The following is a 19,203-nucleotide window of genomic DNA, read 5'->3' on the forward strand; positions in this document are numbered from 1 at the left end:
GGCTACGACTCCTCAGCCGGCGTTCTGGGCGGTGTACTCGTCGGCGGAGAGCAGGTCGGCCGGCTCGTCCGTGACGCGCACCTTGAACAGCCAGCCGCCCTCGAAGGGGGCCGAGTTCACCAGGGACGGGTCGTTGACGACGTCCTCGTTGATCTCGGTGATCTCGCCGCTGACCGGCGAGTACAGGTCCGAGACCGACTTGGTCGACTCCAGCTCACCGCAGGTCTCGCCCGCCTCGACGGTGGAGCCGACCTCGGGGAGCTGGGCGTAGACCACATCGCCGAGCGCGTTGGCCGCGAACTCGGTGATGCCGACCGTCGACACGCCGTTCTCGGCGGCCGACAGCCACTCGTGCTCCTTGCTGTAGCGCAGCTGCTGGGGGTTGCTCATGGCCTGAATTCTCCTGTACGCGCGGGAGTGCTGATGAAGGGGGGACTGCCGGACCTGCCCGGAGGCAGGCGGATGTGCGCAGGGTCACGCCGCGATGACGGACCGCGCCCAGTGTCTACTTCTGGCGCTTGTAGAACGGCAGTGCCACGACCTCGAAGGGCTCGTGGCTGCCGCGGATGTCCACGCCGACGCCCTCGGTGCCCGGCGCGGCGTGCGCCGCGTCGACGTACGCCATGGCGATCGGCTTGCCCAGGGTGGGGGAGGGGGCGCCGGAGGTGACCTCGCCGATCACCGCGCCGCCGGAGACGACGGCGAACCCGGCCCGCGGGATGCGGCGGCCCTCGGCGACGAGGCCGACCAGGACGCGCGGCGGGTTCTGCTCGGCCCGGGCGGCGGCCTCGGCCAGCGCCTCACGGCCGACGAAGCCGCCCTCCTTCTCGAACTTCACCACCCGGCCGAGACCGGCGTCGAACGGCGTCAGCGCGGTGGTCAGCTCGTGCCCGTACAGCGGCATGCCCGCCTCAAGGCGCAGCGTGTCCCGGCAGGACAGACCGCACGGCACCAGGCCGGCGCCCTCGCCGGCCTTGGTCAGCGCCTGCCACAGCTCGACCGCGTGCTCGGGCTTCACGAACAGCTCGAAGCCGTCCTCGCCGGTGTAGCCGGTGCGGGCGATCAGCGCGGGGACGCCGGCGACGGTGCCCGGCAGGCCCGCGTAGTACTTCAGGCCGTCCAGGTCGGCGTCCGTGAGCGACTTCAGGATGCCGGGGGACTCCGGGCCCTGGACCGCGAGCAGCGCGTAGGTGTCCCGGTCGTCGCGCACCTCGGCGTCGAAGCCGCCGGCGCGCTCGGTCAGCGCGTCCAGCACCACCTGGGCGTTGGAGGCGTTGGCCACGACCATGTACTCGGTCTCGGCGAGCCGGTAGACGATCAGGTCGTCCAGGATGCCGCCGTCGGCCTGGCAGATCATGGTGTAGCGGGCCCGCCCGACACCGACGGAGGCGATGTTGCCGACCAGGGCGTGGTTCAGCAGGGCCGCGGCGCCGGCGCCGGTCACCGTGATCTCACCCATGTGGGAGAGGTCGAAGAGGCCGGCCCTGGTGCGCACCGCGACGTGCTCGTCGCGCTCGGAGCCGTAGCGCAGGGGCATGTCCCAGCCGGCGAAGTCGGTCATCGTCGCACCGAGCGAGCGGTGGAGGGCGTCCAGCGCGGTGTGACGGAGTTCGGTACTGCTCATCGGTCGGTCGTCTCCCAGGGCGATGGGGGTCCCCCCGTGCGAGCGCAGCCGAGCATGGGGGAAGGCGAGGTCGTTCCTCCCCATCTGTCATCGGAACCTGAGAGGTTCGCCATGATCCCCGCGAAGGGGTGGTCACGGCTTGCACCTTGGGTGGGGCCACTGTCGCAGCGGCCCGCTTTTCAGATGTGCCTCGCCCGCGCGGTAACGGTGCCTGAGAGATTCAAGGGAGGGACTTGCTCCTTCGGCGTCCCAGCGAACAGGGCTGGGAACTCTCCCGCGCGGATTCAAACGGCCGGTATGCAGTTGGCGGGCACATCATTGCACGCCACGCCCCCGCCCGTCAGGGCCCGCATCTGTAACCGACCTGTGGCAGTACGCGTACCGAACCGCGGGACCCGACGCATTACCTTCTCTTTAACGTCGCAGGGCATGGGATCGGTCGAGCCCCAGGGGAGGACGATGACGGTGAACAGGACCACGGCCTATCTCACCACCGCGGGCGTCGCGGTGCCGGGACAGCCCTCCGCCCCGGCCCTCGAGCAGCGCGCCGGGCGCCCCGTACCCGCCGTGCGCGACCTGCGTGAGCGCGCCGGTCGCGGCCCGCGCGCCCTGCTCTTCGGGCCGCGCGACGTGGTGGTGGTCACCGGCCTGCCCGGCAGCGGCAAGTCCACCCTGATGCGCCGCGCGGTCCCCGGGCCGCGCGTCGACTCCCAGGACACCCGTGACCGCTGGGACGCCCGGGTGCCCCGCGCGCTGCCCTACGCGTTTTACCGCCCCTTGGTCCGCCTCGCGCACTACGCGGGGCTGCGCCGCGCCCTGCGCTCCGGCGAGGGCCTCGTGGTGCACGACTGCGGCACCCAGTCCTGGGTGCGCGCCTGGCTCGCCCGCGAGGCCCGCCGCCGGGGCGGCACCCTGCACCTGGTCCTGCTCGACGTGCCGGCCGGGACGGCCGAGGAGGGGCAGCGCGAGCGCGGCCGCGCGGTCTCCCGGTACGCCTTCCGCCGGCACCGGCGCACCACCTCCCGGCTGCTGCGCGCCGTGGAGCGCGGCGAACCGCCCGCGGGCTGCGGTTCGGCGGTGCTGCTCGACCGCGCCGCGGTGGACGTCCTGCAGCGCATCGACTTCACCGGCTGATCGGGCCCTGGCCTGTCACGGGCACCCGCTAGCCTTCTGATCCACAGGCACGGTTCCCAGCAGGCGGTAGGCAGATGGACTTCCCGGCGGACGTTCCCGCGGACTTCCCGGCACAGACGCACCCCCACCCGCACGGCGGTTGGCCCGGCAACGAGCTGGAGGAGGTGCTCTCGGCCTCCCTCGGCATACCCACGGCCGGCGGCCGGATCATCGAGGTGCTGGGCCGCAGCTTCGTGTGGATCCCGCTGCCCAACGGCGGCGGCCCGGACAGCGGCCCGCTCGACCTGCCCACCATGGAGATCGACGGCCAGGTGTTCGTCCCGGTCTTCAGCTCCGAGGAGCAGCTGCGCCAGGCGGCCGGCTCCCACATGTCGTACACCATCGCCCCCGCGGTGGAGTTCGCCCGCGGCCTGCCCCCGCAGGCCGGGATCGCGGTGAACCCCGGCGGCGTGGTGGGCGTGCCGCTGCCGCCTGAGGCGGTGGCCGAGGTGTGCCGCTCCGGCCGCACCCCGCTCGACGGTCCCAGCACGGGCGGCCGGGTCCGCCTCTTCGAGCCCGACTGGCAGGACGACCCGGTCGACTTCCTCGCCGCGGCCGCCGCCGAGTTCGCCGGGACCGGCGTGGTCGTCACCGCCCGCCGCTGTCTCGCGGCGATCGAGACGGCCGACCCGGTCATGTTCGTCGGGGTGGAGCTCTCCCAGTGGGAGGGCGACCTGCGTGCCCTGCCCCTGGAGGCCCTCGGCCGGGCCCTCGGCAAAGTCCCGGTCAAGTGGCCGGTCAACCTGGTCCTCCTGGACGTTGCCCAGGACCCGGTCGGCGACTGGCTGAAGACCCACGTCCGGCCCTTCTACCAGTACGGCCACTGAAAGCCGGCGTGGCGACCGAGGGGCGCGGGGAACTGCGCGACCGGCCGGGACCGACCCGCACCCGCGCACGAACACGGGGCCCCGAGCCCTTGGGCGCTTAAGCTGTCTCCACACACAGGGCAAGAACCGAAGGGGCGGTACGGACAGGTGAGCGCGAGCCCAAGCGGCAGCGTCGAGCACATGCTGCGCCAGGTCACCCCCGGGCGGTACGACGCCTACGAGGCACTGCTGCGCGCCCTCGCCACCCCCTCCTCCGGCCAGATCTGGATGCTCCTGTGGCACGGCCAGGGCGGGTCCCCCGACGCCCAGTACGGAAACATGGAGGTCGACGGGGTCAGCTACGCCCCCTGTGTGACCTCCGCGCAGGAACTCTCGGCGAGCGGCTGGAACCGCTCCTACGAGGTGGTCGACGGACTGGACGTCGCCCGCACCCTCTTCCCGGACCACTACGGCCTCTGGCTCAACCCGCACGCCCCGGGCGGCGGCGTCGGCGTCCCCTGGCCGGACCTGCGCCGTATCGCCACCGGCCTGGACCGCCAGCCCGCCGGACCCCTGAGCCTGTCGGAACCGGGCATCGAGGTCTCGCAGTTCTACGCGCTGCTCGCGCAGAACGCCCACCGCACCCCCGCCCTGCGCGCGCTGCGCCGCGCCTGGGTGCAGCCCGCGCTCGGCGCCCCGTACCTAGCCATCGGCCTGGACGTGTACGACACCTCGCCGGCCGCGGTGGACTCGGTGCGGGCGATGATGCAGCAGTCCGTCGGAGCGGTGCCCGAGGGGCTGCCGGTGTCCACGGTCGCGATGACCGACGACTACGACCCGGTCGTGCTGTGGATGCGGGCCAACGCCCGGCCTTTCTACGACCGCGAGGCGCACGCGGCCGCGCCCCAGCTCCAGGCCCAGCCCCAGGGACCGGCCGCCGGGTACGGTTATCCGCCGGTCCACGGCGGCTACTGACCAACGGGCCCGCGCGGTCCGCCCCTTGGACCGTACGACGGCATCCCAGGCGAACTGCGGACTTCTTCGCGCGTAGATCAGTGCCGATTCGTCCGTATTGGCGCAGATGTTCACTCGCTGCCCCAAGTGCCCCGCGTTCGCTGGCCGTTACCCGCTGATCGGATAACGGAATCCCCTGGACTGCATCACGTTTGCGCATACTTTCTCCGTCAGCTCTGGCGGGTGATCGCAACGAAGCTGAAGACTCGCGACTCAGACCACAGGTGGAGATCTCGTGGTCGAGCAAGTCGACAAAGCCGCAAACCGCGGCAGGCGCAGGCCGGTCACCACCGGCGAGAGGGGTCGGGTCACTGTGACCGCACCGATCGAGACCACCGGGGCGGCAGCCGAGGCACAGCCGGAAGCTGTGCTCGAAGGCGCCGGTAAGGGGCAGATCGAGGGTCGTTCCCTTGGACAGATCGCGTGGACCCGGTTCAAGAAGGACAAAGTCGCGGTCGCCGGTGGTGTGATCGTGATCCTGCTCGTTCTTGTCGCGGTCCTCTCTCGTCCGATCCAGGCCATGTTCGGTCTCGACCCGAACGCCTTCCACCAGGACCTGATCACGCCCGACACCTCGCTGCCCAAGGGCGGCTGGGGTGGCATGAGCGCGGACCACCCGCTCGGCGTGGACCCGAAGTTCGGCCGGGACATCGCCACCCGCATCCTGGAGGGTTCCTGGGTGTCGCTGGTGGTCGCCTTCGGCGCCACGATCCTGTCCAACGTGATCGGCGCCATCATGGGTGTCGTCGCCGGCTACTACGGCGGCCGGGTCGACAACATCATCAGCCGCCTGATGGACACCTTCCTCGCCTTCCCCCTCCTGCTCTTCGCCATCGCGATCTCCGCCACTCTGCAGGGCGGCGCGTTCGGCCTGAACGGGCTGCCGCTCCACCTGAGCGTGCTCATCTTCGTCATCGGCTTCTTCAACTGGCCCTACCTGGGCCGGATCGTGCGCGGCCAGACCCTCGCCCTGCGTGAGCGCGAGTTCGTCGACGCCTCCCGCGGCATGGGTGCCAAGGGCCCGTACATCCTGTTCCGGGAGCTGATGCCCAACCTGGTCGGCCCGATCATCGTCTACTCGACGCTGCTCATCCCGACCAACATCCTCTTCGAGGCGTCCCTGAGCTTCCTCGGCGTCGGCATCCAGCCCCCGCAGGCGTCCTGGGGCGGCATGCTCCGCGAAGCGGTGACCTACTACCAGGTCGACCCCGAGTACATGATCGTGCCCGGTCTCGCCATCTTCGTGACCGTTCTCGCGTTCAACCTGCTCGGAGACGGTCTCCGCGATGCTCTCGACCCGCGCAGCCGCTGACGCCTGCCGCCGAGAGTCAAACAAGTTTCCGACAATGGAGGGGAAAGCGCCCATCATGCGAAGGTCTGCGCTGGCCGCGATCGCGGCCATCGGCTCCGCCAGTCTGCTCGTTGCAGGCTGCAGCAAGGCCGATGACAACAAGGGAGAGAACGGCACCTCGTCGGCCGGCGCGAACGCCGCGACCAAGGGCGTCGTCAACGCTTCCGACAAGAAGGGCGGCACGCTCACCTACGAGCTGTCCGACGTGCCGGACTCCTTCGACCCCGGTAACACGTACTACGCGTACATGTACAACCTCAGCCGGCTCTACGCCCGCCCGCTGATGACGTTCCAGCCCGGCGCCGGCGAGAAGGGCAACACCCTCGTCCCGGACCTCGCCGCGAGCAAGGGCGTCCCGAGCGACGGCGGCAAGACCTGGACGTACAAGCTGCGTTCGGGCCTGAAGTACGAAGACGGCACCGCGATCACCTCGAAGGACGTCAAGTACGCCGTCGAGCGCTCCAACTTCGCGCGTGACGTGCTCTCCCTCGGCCCGAACTACTTCCAGCAGTTCATGGCGAAGGGCGACAAGTACAAGGGCCCCTACAAGGACAAGAGCGCCAAGGGCCTGTCGTCCATCGAGACGCCGGACGACACCACGATCGTCTTCCACCTGAACCAGGCGTTCCAGGAGTTCGACTACCTGGTCGCCGCCCCGCAGACGGCCCCGGTGCCCCAGTCCAAGGACAAGGGCGTCGACTACGTCAAGCACATCGTGTCGTCGGGCTCCTACAAGTTCCAGAGCTACGAGGACGGCAAGCAGGCCGTGCTCGTGCGCAACGAGAACTGGGACCCGAAGACCGACCCGCTGCGCAAGCAGCTGCCGGAGAGGATCGTCGTCAAGCTGAAGGTCAACCCGGAGACCATCGACCAGGACGTCCTGGCCGGTGACGCGATCGACCTCGCCGGTGCCGGTGTCCAGGCCTCCACGCAGGCCAAGGTCCTCACCGACACCTCGAAGAAGGCCAACACGGACAACACCTACGGTGGCCGTCTCGTCTACATGGCGATCAACACCAAGGTGAAGCCGTTCGACAAGGTCGAGTGCCGCAAGGCCGTGCAGTACGCGATCGACAAGGTCTCGGTGCAGACCGCCGAGGGCGGCCCGATCCGCGGCGACATCGCCTCCACGGTCCTGCCTCCGGACATCCCGGGCTACGCGAAGTCCGACGTCTACGCCACCTCCGGCAACAAGGGTGACGCCGCCAAGGCCAAGGAGCAGCTCAAGGCCTGCGGCAAGTCGTCGATCAGCACCAACATCTCGGCCCGTTCGGACCGTCCGCAGGAGATCGACGCCGCCACGGCGATCATCAACTCGCTGAAGAAGGTCGGCATCAACGCCAGCCTGAAGCAGTTCCCGTCCGGTAAGTACTTCACCGACTACGCGGGTGTGCCGAAGTTCACCGAGAAGCAGAACGTCGGCCTGATCATGATGCAGTGGGGTGCCGACTGGCCCTCCGGCTACGGCTTCCTGCAGCAGATCCTGAACGGCAAGGCGATCAGCCAGTCCGGTAACACCAACCTGTCGCAGTACGACAACAAGGACGTCAACAGCCTTCTGGGCAAGGCCATCGGCACGCAGGACGACACCGCGCGCAACGGCCTCTACACCCAGATCGACAAGAAGACCATGGACGACGCCGTCCTCGTCCCGCTGACCTACTTCAAGGTCCTGCTCGCCCGCCCGCAGAACTACACCAACCTGGTTTCCACGGCGGCCTTCAGCGGTCAGTACGACTACCTCAACATCGGCGTCGCGTCGAAGTAGCAGCCCCGGAAGGCAGGTGAAGGCATTGGTGCCCGCGGGCTTCGCGGCCCGCGGGCACCAGCGCCGGTCCCCGTGATCTCGTACATCCTCCGCCGGACGTTCGCGGCAGTGATCCTGCTGCTGGTCGTCTCCGCGGTCACCTTCGCCATCTTCTTCCTGCTGCCACGGCTTGCCGGCCAGACAGCGGATCAGCTGGCGCAGCAGTACATCGGCAAGAGCCCGTCGAAGGCGGACATCGCCGCTGTCAAGCACAACCTCGGTCTGGACCAGCCTGTCTACGTCCAGTACTGGCACTTCATCAAGGGGATCGTGGCCGGCGCCACCTACGACCTCGGCCCCACCACGGTGCACTGCGACGCACCCTGCTTCGGTTACTCCTTCAAGAACCACCAGGCAGTGTGGCCGGAGCTCACCTCCCGTCTTCCGATCACCCTCTCGCTGGCCGTCGGTGCCGCCGTGCTGTGGCTGCTCTCGGGTGTCGCGGCGGGTGTCATCTCGGCGCTGAAGCCGCGCTCGGTCCTCGACCGGACCTTCATGGGCATCGCGCTCACCGGCGTGTCGCTGCCCATGTTCTTCACGGGCAACCTGGCGATCCTGCTCTTCACCTATCAGTGGCCGATCTTCGGCAAGACCTACGTCCCGTTCACCGAGAACCCCTCGCAGTGGGCCAACACCCTCTTCCCGGCGTGGTGTTCGCTCGCCCTGCTCTACTCCGCCATCTACGCGCGGCTCACCCGCTCGGGCATGCTGGAGACGATGAACGAGGACTTCATCCGCACGGCCCGCGCCAAGGGCCTGCGGGAGCGCACCGTCGTCACCCGGCACGGCCTGCGCGCCGCGCTCACCCCGATCATCACGGTCTTCGGCATGGACCTGGGCCTGCTGCTCGGCGGTGCCGTGATCACCGAGTCGGTGTTCTCACTGCCCGGTATCGGCCAGTACGCGGTGCAGGGCATCACCGACAACGACCTGCCCAAGATCCTCGGCGTGACGCTGCTCGCCGCGTTCTTCGTCGTCTTCGCAAATCTCCTGGTGGACGTGCTCTACGCCGCCGCCGACCCGCGGGTGAGGCTCTCGTGACCGAACTCTCCAAGACCGGTGCCGCAGTGGGGGAGCCCACCTCCCCCGGCACGGCGCCCGAGGCCTTCCTCGAGGTCCGCGACCTCAAGGTGCACTTCCCCACCGACGACGGCCTGGTCAAGTCCGTCGACGGGCTCAGCTTCTCGCTGGAGAAGGGCCGGACCCTCGCCGTCGTCGGCGAGTCCGGCTCCGGCAAGTCGGTCACCTCGCAGGCCATCATGGGCCTGCACCGGCTCGGCACCCGCGGCAAGAACGTGCGGATGACCGGCGAGATCTGGCTGGACGGCAAGGAGCTGGTCTCCGCCGCCCCGGACGAGGTGCGCAAGCTCCGCGGCCGCGAGATGGCGATGATCTTCCAGGACCCGCTGTCCGCGATGCACCCGTACTACAAGGTCGGCGACCAGATCGTCGAGGCGTACCGGGTCCACCACAAGGTCAGCAAGAAGGTCGCCCGCAAGCGGGCCATCGAGATGCTCGACCGGGTCGGCATCCCCGAGCCGGCCAAGCGCGTCGACGGCTACCCGCACGAGTTCTCCGGCGGTATGCGCCAGCGCGCCATGATCGCCATGGCGCTGGTGAACAACCCCGAGCTGCTCATCGCGGACGAGCCGACCACCGCCCTCGACGTCACCGTCCAGGCGCAGATCCTCGACCTGATCCGGGACCTGCAGAAGGAGTTCGGCTCCGCGGTCATCATGATCACCCACGACCTCGGCGTGGTCGCCGAGATCGCCGACGACGTCCTGGTGATGTACGGCGGCCGGTGCGTGGAGCGCGGTCCGGCGAACGAGGTCTTCGAGAAGCCGCAGCACCCCTACACCTGGGGCCTGCTCGGCTCGATGCCCCGCATCGACCGTGAGACCTCCGAACGGCTCATCCCGGTCAAGGGCCAGCCGCCGAGCCTCATCAACGTCCCCTCGGGCTGCGCGTTCCACCCGCGCTGCCCGTACGCGGACATCCCCAAGGGGAACGTCACCCGCACGGTGCGCCCCGAGCTGGAACCGGTGGGCACCGGGCACTGGTCCGCCTGCCACCTCCCGGCCGAGGACCGTGAGCGGATCTGGACCGAAGAGATTGCGCCGAAGCTGTGAGTGAGACCAAGAAGACGGACGAGGCCCAGGCCGTGATCCCGCAGCAGGCGTCCGCTCCCGAGGACCGTGACGTGCTGCTCCGGGTCGAGGGCCTGACCAAGCACTTCCCGATCAAGAAGGGCATTCTCCAGCGCCAGGTCGGCGCGGTGAAGGCCGTCGACGGCATCGACTTCGAGGTCCGACGCGGCGAGACCCTGGGCGTGGTCGGCGAGTCGGGCTGCGGCAAGTCGACCATGGGCCGGGTCATCACCCGCCTCCAGGACCCGACCGGCGGCCGGATCACCTTCGACGGCCAGGACATCACCCGGCTGAAGACCGGTCAGATGCGTCCGCTGCGCCGCGACATCCAGATGATCTTCCAGGATCCGTACGGCTCCCTGAACCCCCGGCACACCATCGGCTCGATCGTCTCGGCGCCCTTCCGGCTCCAGGGCGTCGAGCCCGAGGGCGGGGTGAAGAAGGAGGTCCAGCGGCTCCTCGAACTTGTCGGTCTGAGCCCCGAGCACTACAACCGCTACCCGCACGAGTTCTCCGGCGGTCAGCGCCAGCGCATCGGCATCGCCCGCGCGCTCGCCCTGAAGCCGAAGCTGGTGGTGGCGGACGAGCCGGTGTCCGCGCTGGACGTGTCGATCCAGGCGCAGGTCGTGAACCTCATGGACGACCTCCAGCAGGAACTCGGCCTCACCTACGTGATCATCGCCCACGACCTCTCCGTGGTGCGGCACGTCTCGGACCGCATCGCGGTGATGTACCTCGGCAAGATCGTCGAGATCGCCGACCGCACCTCGCTGTACGAGGCGCCGATGCACCCGTACACCAAGGCGCTGATGTCGGCGGTGCCGGTGCCGGACCCGAAGCGGCGTGGCCAGAAGAGCGAGCGCATCCTGCTGCGCGGCGACGTGCCCTCGCCGATCGCCCCGCCGTCGGGCTGCCGTTTCCACACCCGGTGCTGGAAGGCGACGGAGATCTGCAAGACGACCGAGCCGCAGCTGGTGGAGCTGAGGACCGGTCAGCAGGTCGCCTGCCACCACCCGGAGAACTTCGCCGACCAGGCCCCGCAGGACACGGTCCTGCTCTCGGTGGCGAAGAAGGCCTCGGAACTGGTCCCGGACGCGGTCGTCCCCGACGACGCGGCGGAGCAGGAGCCGGTGGCGGAGAAGACCGCCGCCGAGGAGTCCGTGTCCGAGGAGTCCGTGTCCGAGGAAGCCGTGGCCGAGGAGTCGGCTCCCGCCGAGGAGACCGCCGCCGAACCGGCCGCCTCCGAGGAGGAGTCCGTTTCTGAGGAGCCCGCCGCCGAGGACGCCGCCGACGAGGAGTCGGCCGCCGAGGACGAGGCGTCGGCCGAGGAGACGGCCGCCGCCGAGGCCGTGGCGGAGACCGGTCCGAAGACCGGTCCCGGTGCGAAGGTCTCGACCGACAAGCCCGAGCCGGCCACCGACTCCCAGGAGTCAACCGACAAGTAGCACATGACAACTGGGCAAAGTCATGAACATGCCTGAACGGGAGAGTGCAGAGTCGTCCGTGTCCGACCACTGATCGGTACACGCTCGAAAGGGACGACTCATGGCACTCTCCCGTTCGGCACGTTCAGCGGCCGTCGCCACCGCGGCGGCCGCTTCCTTAGTCATCGCCGCCGCACCAGCCCCCACCGCGGGCGCACCCGGCGCGGGTGACCCCTACTTCCCCCGGCTCGGCAACGGCGGCTTCGACGCCCGCCACTACGCCCTGGACATCGCCTACGCCCCGGACACCGGCCGCCTCGACGGCCGGGCGACCCTCACCGCGCGCGCCACCCAGAACCTCTCCTCCTTCGACCTCGACCTCCAGCAGCTCCGGATCACCGAGGTCGAGGTCAACGGCAGACACGCCAAGTTCACCCGCGAGGGCGACGAGGTCACGGTGACCCCGCGCGGCACCCTGGCCAAGGGCCGCGACTTCACCGTCACCGTCACCTACGGAGGTGTCCCCGAGCCGCTGAGCGGCCCCATCGTGTTCGGCTCCAAGTACGGCTGGATGAAGACCGCCGACGGCGTCTTCGTCGCCTGCGAGCCCAACGCCGCCTCCACCTGGTTCCCCTCCAGCGACCACCCCTCCGACAAGGCCACCTACGACATCCGGATCAAGGCGCCCCGCGGCCTGACCGGCGTCTCCAACGGCCGGCTGGTGTCGACGTACGACCGGGGCGACTCGACGTACACGCACTGGCGGGAGAGCCGGCCCATGGCCACCTACCTGGCGACCGCCACCATCGGGAAGTTCGACGTGCGCACCGGCCGCACCCCGGGCGGCACCCCGATCTACGTCGCCATCGACCCCGTGCTCAAGAACAGCAACAGCGTCGACGTGTACGCCGTCACCGCCGCCGCCACCGACTACTGGTCGCAGGTGTTCGGCCCCTACCCCTTCGAGGAGACCGGGGCCATCGTCGACGACATGCCCGAGGCCGGTTTCTCGCTGGAGGTGCAGAGCAAGCCCGCCTACTCGGCCGTGCGCAACGAGACGACCATCGTCCACGAACTGGCCCACCAGTGGTTCGGCGACTCGGTGAGCGTGGCCCAGTGGAAGGACGTCTGGCTCAACGAGGGATTCGCCACCTACGCCCAGTGGCTGTGGGCGGAGCACCAGGGCACCCGCTCGGCCCACGACACCTTCCGCGCCGCCTACGACGCCCGCCCCGCCGACTCCTCCTTCTGGCAGATCCAGGTGGCCGACCCGCAGCGCGACACGATGTTCGCCTCCGCCGTCTACCAGCGCGGCGCGATGACGCTCCAGGCGCTCCGGGAGAAGATCGGCGACAAGGCGTTCTTCCGGCTGCTGCCCGCCTGGACCCGGCTGCACCGGTACGGCAACGCGGACACGGCCGACTTCGTCCGCCTCGCCGAGCGGGCCAGCGGCCGCAAACTGGACGACTTTTTCCGCGCCTGGCTCTTCACGACAGGGAAACCCACCCTGTGAGCCTGGCTTTGTAAGGTTCATGTGCCCTGTTGGGTGAGAATGGCAGGGTGCAGCTCCAGCAACTCTTCAGTCCCTCCGTCCAGCACACGCTCGATGTCATCGGCATCTTCGTGTTCGCGATCTCCGGCGCGCTGCTGGCCGTCCGCAAGAACTTCGACGTGTTCGGCATCGCGGTGCTCGCCGAGGTCACGGCGCTGGGCGGGGGGCTGTTCCGGGACGTGGTCATCGGGGCCGTGCCGCCGGCCGCCTTCACGGACCTGGGGTACTTCCTCACCCCCCTGATCGCCACCCTCGTGGTCTTCTTCCTGCACCCGCACGTGGAGCGGATCCAGACCGGCGTCCTGGTCTTCGACGCGGCCGGCCTCGGTCTGTTCTGCGTCAGCGGTACGACCAAGGCGTACAGCTACGGCCTCAACCTCACCGCGTCCGCGACCCTGGGCCTGGCGACCGCCGTCGGCGGTGGCGTGCTCCGGGACGTGCTCGCCAACGAGGTGCCCTCGCTGCTGCGCTGGGACCGCGACCTGTACGCGGTCCCCGCGATCGTCGGCGCCACCATGGTGGCGCTGTGCATCCGCTACGACGCCCTGACCCCGCTCACCAGCGGGCTCGCCGTCGTCACCGCTTTCGTCCTGCGGCTGCTGGCGATGAGGTTCCACTGGCGAGCGCCGCGCGCCTGGAACCGGCGGTCGACGGTGACCGAGGAGTAGTCCCGGCGGTCGCCGGGGTGAGGGACCGGTCCTCGCCTCTGGCGCGGTTCTGGCCCATCTGGAGGGTCAGCCAGCGGAACACCGCCGGCACCTGCGGCCGCCACAGCGCCATCGTGTGCCCGCCCGCGCTGCGCGGCAGGAACACCACGTGCACGGTCGTCGGCGCCTTGGCGACGGACTCCAGCGCCGTGCCCGCCTGGTAGCCGTCACCGGACTCGCCGGACACGTACAGCGCGACGCGGGGTGGCACGGCCGCCTTGCGCAGCAGCAGGTAGGGGTTGTTCTCGGCGCGCAGCGCTGGGTTCTGCGAGGCCAGCGAGTTGCGCTCGCCGATGGGGTCGTTGTACCCGGACATGCTCGCCGCGGCCCGGTACCGGTCCGGGTGCGCCACGGCCAGCTTGACCGCGCAGTGCGCGCCGGCCGAGTACCCGGCCACCGCCCAGCCCTGGGGGGCCGGCTGCGCGCGGAAGTTGTCCGTGACCATCCTGGGCACGTCGATGCTGAGCCAGGTGTCGGCGTTGACCTGGCCGGGGATGTTGGCGCAGCCGGTGTCGACGCCGGCCAGCAGGTTGGTGCGCGGCGCGACCAGGATGAAGGGCGCCACCTGGCCGCTGCGCATGAGCGGCAGCAGCTGCTCGTGCGCCTTCAGCGACCCGAACCAGGCCTTCGCCGAACCGGGGTAGCCGGGCAGCAGTTCCACCACCGGGAACTTCTTGCCGCGGTACGCCGGCTCGTCGTACTGCGGCGGCAGCCAGACGTAGACCTCGGCGTTCACCCCGGAGACCCGGCCCCTGAGCTGGGTGACGCGGACACCGCCGGCCGCGCGCATGCCGGGGCCGTCGGCCGGCCTGAAGACCTGCCTGACCTTCGGCAACCGTTTCAGCGCCAGCCCGCCGGTGCCGTCCCTTCCGAGGTCGGCGGCCTGCTGGACGTGGTCGCCGGTGCCCAGCAGGTCGGCCCAGTTGTCGTACAGGTTGTTCTGGTTGTTGACCAGCACGAAGACCAGCGCGACGGCCGTGCCCTGGGTGAACAGCAGCATGAGGACCCGGGCGGCGGTGCGCAGCGGCCTGGGCCCGCGCAGCCGCGACCAGAGCGTGAGCGGCAGTATCAGGGCGACGACCGACAATACGATCGTCGTGTAGAGGAACGGAGTCCCGGTGAGGCTCATGTCCTCATAGAGGGGAACAGTGGGGCGCGGGTTGTGGACGTGTCCGGACACTTACCGAGAAATTGCCGGGATCTCACCCGGAGGCCGGATCGGGTCCTTCCGGTTGGCCGGTTCGCGACGTACGGCGCCGGCATGGAAAAGCTACCGCTTAGTAATTACCTGTTGTACCGTTCATCCATGCCAGAAGCAGCCACCGCGCCCACCGGGCGAGCCGTGATCGGCGACAGCGAGTTCGACCGCGACACCGCGGTCACCCGGCGTGAGCCCGGGGTCTACGACATCGACCTCTCCGCCGGCTGGACCATCATCAACGCCGTCAACGGCGGCTATCTGCTGGCCGTCCTCGGCCGGGCCCTCGCGGACACCCTCCCGCACCCGGACCCCTTCACGATCTCGGCGCACTACCTGACCGCGTCCCAGCCGGGCCCGGCGGTCGTCCGCACCGAGACGGTCCGCACCGGCCGCACCCTCTCCACCGGCCAGGCCTCGCTCCTGCAGTACGACGACGAGGGCAACGAGGTCGAGCGCATCCGCGTCCTCGCCTCCTACGGCGACCTCTCCGCCCTCCCCGACGACGTCCGCACGACGGCGGCCCCGCCGGCCGTCCCGCCGATCGAGCAGTGCTTCGGCCCCGACGACTCGCCCGCCCCGGTGCCGGGCAGCTCGGCCATCACCGACCGGCTGATGCTCAAGCTGGACCCCGCCACCCTCGGCTGGGCCCTCGGCGCGCCCTCGGGCAAGGGGGAGATGCGCGCCTGGTTCGGCCTCGCCGACGGCCGCGACGCCGACCCCCTGTCGCTGCTCCTGGCGGTGGACGCGCTGCCGCCCACCGCCTTCGAGATCGGCCTCAAGGGCTGGGTCCCCACCGTGGAACTCACCGTCCACGTCCGTCACCGCCCGGCCCCCGGCCCGCTGCGGGTGTCCATCACCACCCGCAACCTGGCCGGCGGGTTCCTGGAGGAGGACGCCGAGGTCTGGGACAGCGAGGACCGGCTGGTCGCCCAGTCCCGCCAGCTCGCCCGCGTCAGGCTCGGCTGAGCGGGGCGCGTCCCATCCAGGCCGCGAGCCGCTCGTAGACCCCGGCCCCCTCGGGGGCCTCGCGGCGGGTGTCGAACGGGGTCTCCTCGTCCCGGGGCCGGGAGTCGGGCAGCACCCGCTGGGCCGTCGCCAGGGCGAAATCGGCCAGCTCCGGGTCGAGTGCGAAGGGGTGGCCGACGGCCTCGGCGAGGTCCCAGGTGTGCGTCACGATCTCCATCACGTACCCGGACAGCGCCGCGTGGCCCGGCACCTCGCCCCAGGGCACCCGCACCGGGGCCGTCATCCGCTCGTCCGCCTCCCACGCCTTCAGGACCCGGACGCGCACCTCGTCGTAGGCCGCCGTCCAGCCGTCGTCCTCGACGCCCTCGGCGACCGGCTCCACGGCGAGCCCGTCACCGCCCTCGCCCACCACGGCGATCCGCCGCGTGCCGCCGACGACGTGGCTCAGCAGGGACCGCACGTCGAACTCGGCGCAGGGGGTCGGGCCGTCGAGCTGCTCGGGGCGCACCGTCCTGATGAGCGCGGCGGCCTGCTCGGTGGCGCGGGTGTAGACGGGACGCGGGTCGGTGTAACCGGTGGTGGTCATCGTGTGCCTCTCCTCTGGTGGGTACGGAGAGGAGCATGCGCCGAAAACCTGACAGATTCCGTCAACATTTGCGCGAGATCCCCGACGGCGCGATTCTGGGGCCGTGAAGTCCGACCGGCTGCTGTCGATCCTGCTGCTCCTGCAGACCCGGGGCCGGGTCCCCGCGCACGAACTCGCCGACCGGCTCGAGGTGTCGGTGCGCACCATCTACCGGGACGTCGAGGCGCTGTCCGCCTCCGGCGTGCCCGTGTACGCCGAGCGCGGCCGGCACGGCGGCATCGAACTCCTCGCCGGATTCCGCACGGACGTCACCGGCCTGACCGCCGACGAGTCCCGCGCCCTGTTCATCCTCGCCGCGCAGGGCGCCCATGCCGCGCTCGGTCTCGACGCGGCGCTCGGCTCGGCCCTGCGCAAGGTGATGGCGGCCCTGCCCGCGCCGCACCGGCCCGCCGCCGAGGTCACCAGCCGCCGCATCCTGGTCGACGCCACCCGCTGGCGCAGCGGACCCGGGCGGTCCGTCGACCTCCAGGTGCTCCAGGACGCGGTCTTCGCCGACCGCCGGCTGAGAGTGAGCTACCGGCACAGCGGGCAGCGCGAGCCCCGCACGTACACCGTGGACCCCTACGGCCTGGTCGCCAAGGCCGGGGTCTGGTACCTGGTCGCCGACCGGCGCGCGGCCCCGCGCCTGTTCCGTGCCGACCGGGTGCGCTCGGCGCGGCTGCTCGACGAGCCGGTCAGGCGCCGGACCGGCGTCGAACTCGCCGACGTCTGGGAGGTGCTGCGCCGCCAGGTCGAGGAGCGGCCCGAGGGCGCGATCGACGTCACGGTGCGGGTGCGCCGCGAGCGTCTGGACATGTTCCAGCGGATGGTGGGGGCCCTGCTGACCGAACTCCCCGAGGACGACGGGGACGACGACTGGGTCACCGTCCGGCTGTCCTACCCCGCGCTGCGCGCGGTGCGCCAACTCCTCGGCTTCTCCGACCAGGTGGAGATCCTCGACCCGCCCGAGGCCCGCGCCGAACTGCTGCGCGCGGTCGGCGCCGTCACGGCCCTGTACCAGGAGGCGGGCCGCACCGGCGAGTGAACCCGCAGGTGAGCGGGGGTACTTGGGGGGTGCTTTGTCCTCGCTGCTGCTGTTCGGGTGCGGCTCGGGCGACTCGTCCTCGTCCGGCGGCGGCTCAGGCTCGCGGCAGGCGGGCGGGGCCCCGTCCGGCCTGCCGACCGGCGGCGCGAGCCGGCCCGCCGGGGCGCCCTCCGGGGCACCCTCGGGAGCTGCTGGGCGGTCGTCCGGTACGCCCACGGGCCGGCCGTCGGGGGCACCCTCGGGAGCGCGGTCGGGTATGCCGGGCGGGGCACCGGGTGGCGGTCAGGGCGGCCCCGGGAACGGCGGGGGTGCCGGCGGCTGCGGCGGCCCGGGCGGGGGACAGGGTGGGGGACAGGGCTGACCGGTGCGGCCGGGAGGACCCGGGAAGATCCGGCGGGGCCGACCGCGACGGCGGACGCGGGGCCGACCATGGCGGCGGACGTGGCGCGAAAGCGCCGCCGGAGCGTGTCAGTCCCGCCAGTGCCGGCGGCCGATGGTGATGAGCCGCAGCTGCCGGGTGGCCAGCTGGGCGACGCGCTCGCGCTCGCCGTCCTCGGGCGAGTCCAGCGTCTCCAGGAACAGGGAGGCGGTGATGAGCATCTGGTCGACGTAGAGATGCGCGAGCATCAGCAGGTCGTCGTCGCTCCACCCCTGCGCCTGCGGGTCCTTGGCCAGCTCCGTCTTCACCTCCTCGGCGAAGCGCGCCAGTTGGGCGCGAATGGCCTCTCGGACCGGCTGGACTCCGCCATGCCGCTCACGGGCGATGAAGCGGACGTGTGCGGGGTACGCGTTCACGTGACGGGCGATCAGTTCCACGGCGCGCGTGATGCGCTCCTCGCTGTCGCCCGCGGTGGACACCGTCGTCCGCACCATCGGGTGAAGGCTGCCCAGCGCCTCGTCGACCAGAGCCACACCGAGGTCGGCGGTGGAGCGGAAGTGCCGGTAGAAGGCCGTCGGGGCGACGCCCACGGCCCGGGTGACCTCGCGCAGTCCGAGGCTGCTCAGGCTCTGTTCCTCCAGCAGTGCGAGGGCCGCGTCCAGGAACGCCTGCCGGGTCTTCTGCTTCTGGGCCTGCCGGACGCCGAGGGTGTGACTCATCTCTCTAGTTAACAACTGTTCTCTGAAATTGGAAAGCCGCGCGAAGGGGTAGACTCGAAGTCAGTGAACAACTGTTACTACAACTGTTCACCCAAGCTTTACGCAGGCCCTACACGAGGCATCCCTGAGGGGGGATCTCATCCCATGCTGTTCCTCGTCGCCGCTCTCATGCTGCTCGGTGTGGTGCTGGGCACCGTCGCCCACGCACCCCTGACCTTCACCGCCGTCGCGGCCGCCGTCATCGCCGTCTGGCTCGGCGTCTTCGCGATCCGCGAGCGTCACGGCCGCCGCCGGCACCCGTCGGCCCACTGACCGTCCGTCACGACCTCAAGGAGCTGAGCACCATGCAACTCACCGCACCGGCCGCGGGCCGCAGCGCCGAAAGCCGTCCGCGCGACCCCGACGGCATGGCCGTCGCGTCCTTCATCCTGGGCCTCCTCGGCCTGCTCGTCCTCAACCTCTTCCTCGGCCCGATCGCCATCGCCCTGGCCGCCGTCGCCCTCTGGCGCGGCACGTCCCGGCGCGGCCGCGCCTGGCTCGGCCTGACCCTCGGCGTGGCCGACCTGGTCGTCCTGCTGGTCTCCATGGACCTCTCCCACACGGTCTCCTGGAGCCTGTGACGCCCCGCCGGCGCCCCGAGGGCGACGGGGCAGAGCCGCC

General features: G+C 70.5%; 19 protein-coding genes and 1 riboswitch. Of the genes, 14 read left to right on the forward strand and 5 right to left on the reverse strand.

What is annotated here, in order from left to right:
- Positions 1-12 precede the first annotated feature (12 nt).
- Positions 13-390 (reverse strand): glycine cleavage system protein GcvH, encoded by a 378-nt coding sequence (gcvH, locus tag PV343_RS20290; protein WP_020942360.1) that lies wholly within the window; start codon positions 388-390, stop codon positions 13-15.
- A gap of 115 nt (positions 391-505) precedes the next feature.
- Positions 506-1,624, reverse strand: a complete 1,119-nt coding sequence (gcvT, locus tag PV343_RS20295; RefSeq protein ID WP_319148378.1) for a glycine cleavage system aminomethyltransferase GcvT — start codon at positions 1,622-1,624, stop codon at positions 506-508.
- Positions 1,625-1,813: 189 nt separating this feature from the next.
- A riboswitch (glycine riboswitch) is annotated at positions 1,814-1,911 on the reverse strand.
- 172 nt (positions 1,912-2,083) lie between these two features.
- Between gcvT and PV343_RS20300 the strand changes: the two genes are divergently transcribed.
- The 10 genes from PV343_RS20300 to PV343_RS20345 all read left to right on the forward strand — a co-directional run bounded on the left by PV343_RS20300 (position 2,084) and on the right by PV343_RS20345 (position 13,569).
- On the forward strand, positions 2,084-2,758 hold the full coding sequence (locus PV343_RS20300) for an AAA family ATPase (protein WP_319148379.1): 675 nt from the start codon (positions 2,084-2,086) through the stop codon (positions 2,756-2,758).
- Between the two features lie 74 nt (positions 2,759-2,832).
- Entirely contained in the window at positions 2,833-3,624 is a 792-nt protein-coding gene (locus PV343_RS20305; RefSeq protein WP_319148380.1) for an enhanced serine sensitivity protein SseB, read from the forward strand.
- 180 nt (positions 3,625-3,804) lie between these two features.
- Complete coding sequence (locus PV343_RS20310) at positions 3,805-4,578, forward strand: enhanced serine sensitivity protein SseB C-terminal domain-containing protein (RefSeq protein WP_387953659.1); 774 nt, start codon at positions 3,805-3,807, stop codon at positions 4,576-4,578.
- 352 nt (positions 4,579-4,930) lie between these two features.
- On the forward strand, positions 4,931-5,929 hold the full coding sequence (locus PV343_RS20315) for an ABC transporter permease (protein ID WP_319148382.1): 999 nt from the start codon (positions 4,931-4,933) through the stop codon (positions 5,927-5,929).
- Positions 5,930-5,963: 34 nt separating this feature from the next.
- On the forward strand, positions 5,964-7,736 hold the full coding sequence (locus tag PV343_RS20320; RefSeq protein WP_319148383.1) for an ABC transporter substrate-binding protein: 1,773 nt from the start codon (positions 5,964-5,966) through the stop codon (positions 7,734-7,736).
- A gap of 72 nt (positions 7,737-7,808) precedes the next feature.
- The gene (locus PV343_RS20325) at positions 7,809-8,816 is read left to right on the forward strand and encodes an ABC transporter permease (protein ID WP_319148384.1); all 1,008 of its coding nucleotides are present in this window, start codon (positions 7,809-7,811) and stop codon (positions 8,814-8,816) included.
- Complete coding sequence (locus PV343_RS20330) at positions 8,813-9,907, forward strand: ABC transporter ATP-binding protein (protein WP_319148386.1); 1,095 nt, start codon at positions 8,813-8,815, stop codon at positions 9,905-9,907. The genes PV343_RS20325 and PV343_RS20330 overlap by 4 nt, the downstream gene beginning before the upstream one ends.
- On the forward strand, positions 9,904-11,370 hold the full coding sequence (locus PV343_RS20335; RefSeq protein ID WP_319148387.1) for an ABC transporter ATP-binding protein: 1,467 nt from the start codon (positions 9,904-9,906) through the stop codon (positions 11,368-11,370). The genes PV343_RS20330 and PV343_RS20335 overlap by 4 nt, the downstream gene beginning before the upstream one ends.
- Before the next feature lie 100 nt (positions 11,371-11,470).
- Positions 11,471-12,862, forward strand: coding sequence for a M1 family metallopeptidase (locus PV343_RS20340; protein ID WP_319148388.1), 1,392 nt, complete (start codon positions 11,471-11,473; stop codon positions 12,860-12,862).
- Between the two features lie 47 nt (positions 12,863-12,909).
- Positions 12,910-13,569, forward strand: a complete 660-nt coding sequence (locus tag PV343_RS20345) for a trimeric intracellular cation channel family protein (protein ID WP_319148389.1) — start codon at positions 12,910-12,912, stop codon at positions 13,567-13,569.
- On the opposite strand, the gene PV343_RS20350 is transcribed toward PV343_RS20345, so the two are convergent.
- Complete coding sequence (locus tag PV343_RS20350; protein ID WP_319148390.1) at positions 13,478-14,737, reverse strand: alpha/beta hydrolase; 1,260 nt, start codon at positions 14,735-14,737, stop codon at positions 13,478-13,480. The two genes, PV343_RS20345 and PV343_RS20350, sit on opposite strands and share 92 nt — an antisense overlap.
- A gap of 177 nt (positions 14,738-14,914) precedes the next feature.
- On the opposite strand from PV343_RS20350, the gene PV343_RS20355 reads away from it, so the two are divergent.
- Positions 14,915-15,775 (forward strand): thioesterase family protein, encoded by an 861-nt coding sequence (locus tag PV343_RS20355; protein ID WP_319148391.1) that lies wholly within the window; start codon positions 14,915-14,917, stop codon positions 15,773-15,775.
- Here PV343_RS20355 and PV343_RS20360 read toward each other — a convergent pair.
- Positions 15,762-16,361, reverse strand: a complete 600-nt coding sequence (locus tag PV343_RS20360) for a TIGR03086 family metal-binding protein (RefSeq protein ID WP_319148392.1) — start codon at positions 16,359-16,361, stop codon at positions 15,762-15,764. The genes PV343_RS20355 and PV343_RS20360 overlap by 14 nt on opposite strands.
- A 103-nt stretch (positions 16,362-16,464) precedes the next feature.
- Between PV343_RS20360 and PV343_RS20365 the strand changes: the two genes are divergently transcribed.
- Positions 16,465-17,445, forward strand: a complete 981-nt coding sequence (locus PV343_RS20365) for a helix-turn-helix transcriptional regulator (protein WP_319148393.1) — start codon at positions 16,465-16,467, stop codon at positions 17,443-17,445.
- Between the two features lie 468 nt (positions 17,446-17,913).
- On the opposite strand, the gene PV343_RS20370 is transcribed toward PV343_RS20365, so the two are convergent.
- A complete protein-coding gene (locus PV343_RS20370; RefSeq protein WP_319148394.1) occupies positions 17,914-18,543 on the reverse strand; it encodes a TetR family transcriptional regulator in 630 nt (209 codons plus the stop codon).
- A 144-nt stretch (positions 18,544-18,687) separates the two neighbouring features.
- On the opposite strand from PV343_RS20370, the gene PV343_RS20375 reads away from it, so the two are divergent.
- Complete coding sequence (locus PV343_RS20375) at positions 18,688-18,855, forward strand: hypothetical protein (protein ID WP_020942377.1); 168 nt, start codon at positions 18,688-18,690, stop codon at positions 18,853-18,855.
- Between the two features lie 32 nt (positions 18,856-18,887).
- Positions 18,888-19,163 carry a DUF4190 domain-containing protein gene (locus PV343_RS20380; RefSeq protein WP_133923641.1) on the forward strand — a complete coding sequence of 92 codons (276 nt, stop codon included), beginning with the start codon at positions 18,888-18,890 and terminating at the stop codon, positions 19,161-19,163.
- The last annotated feature ends 40 nt before the right edge of the window (positions 19,164-19,203 follow it).

Origin of the sequence: Streptomyces sp. WI03-4A, assembly GCF_033792105.1 — a bacterium.
GTDB lineage: Bacteria > Actinomycetota > Actinomycetes > Streptomycetales > Streptomycetaceae > Streptomyces > Streptomyces collinus_A.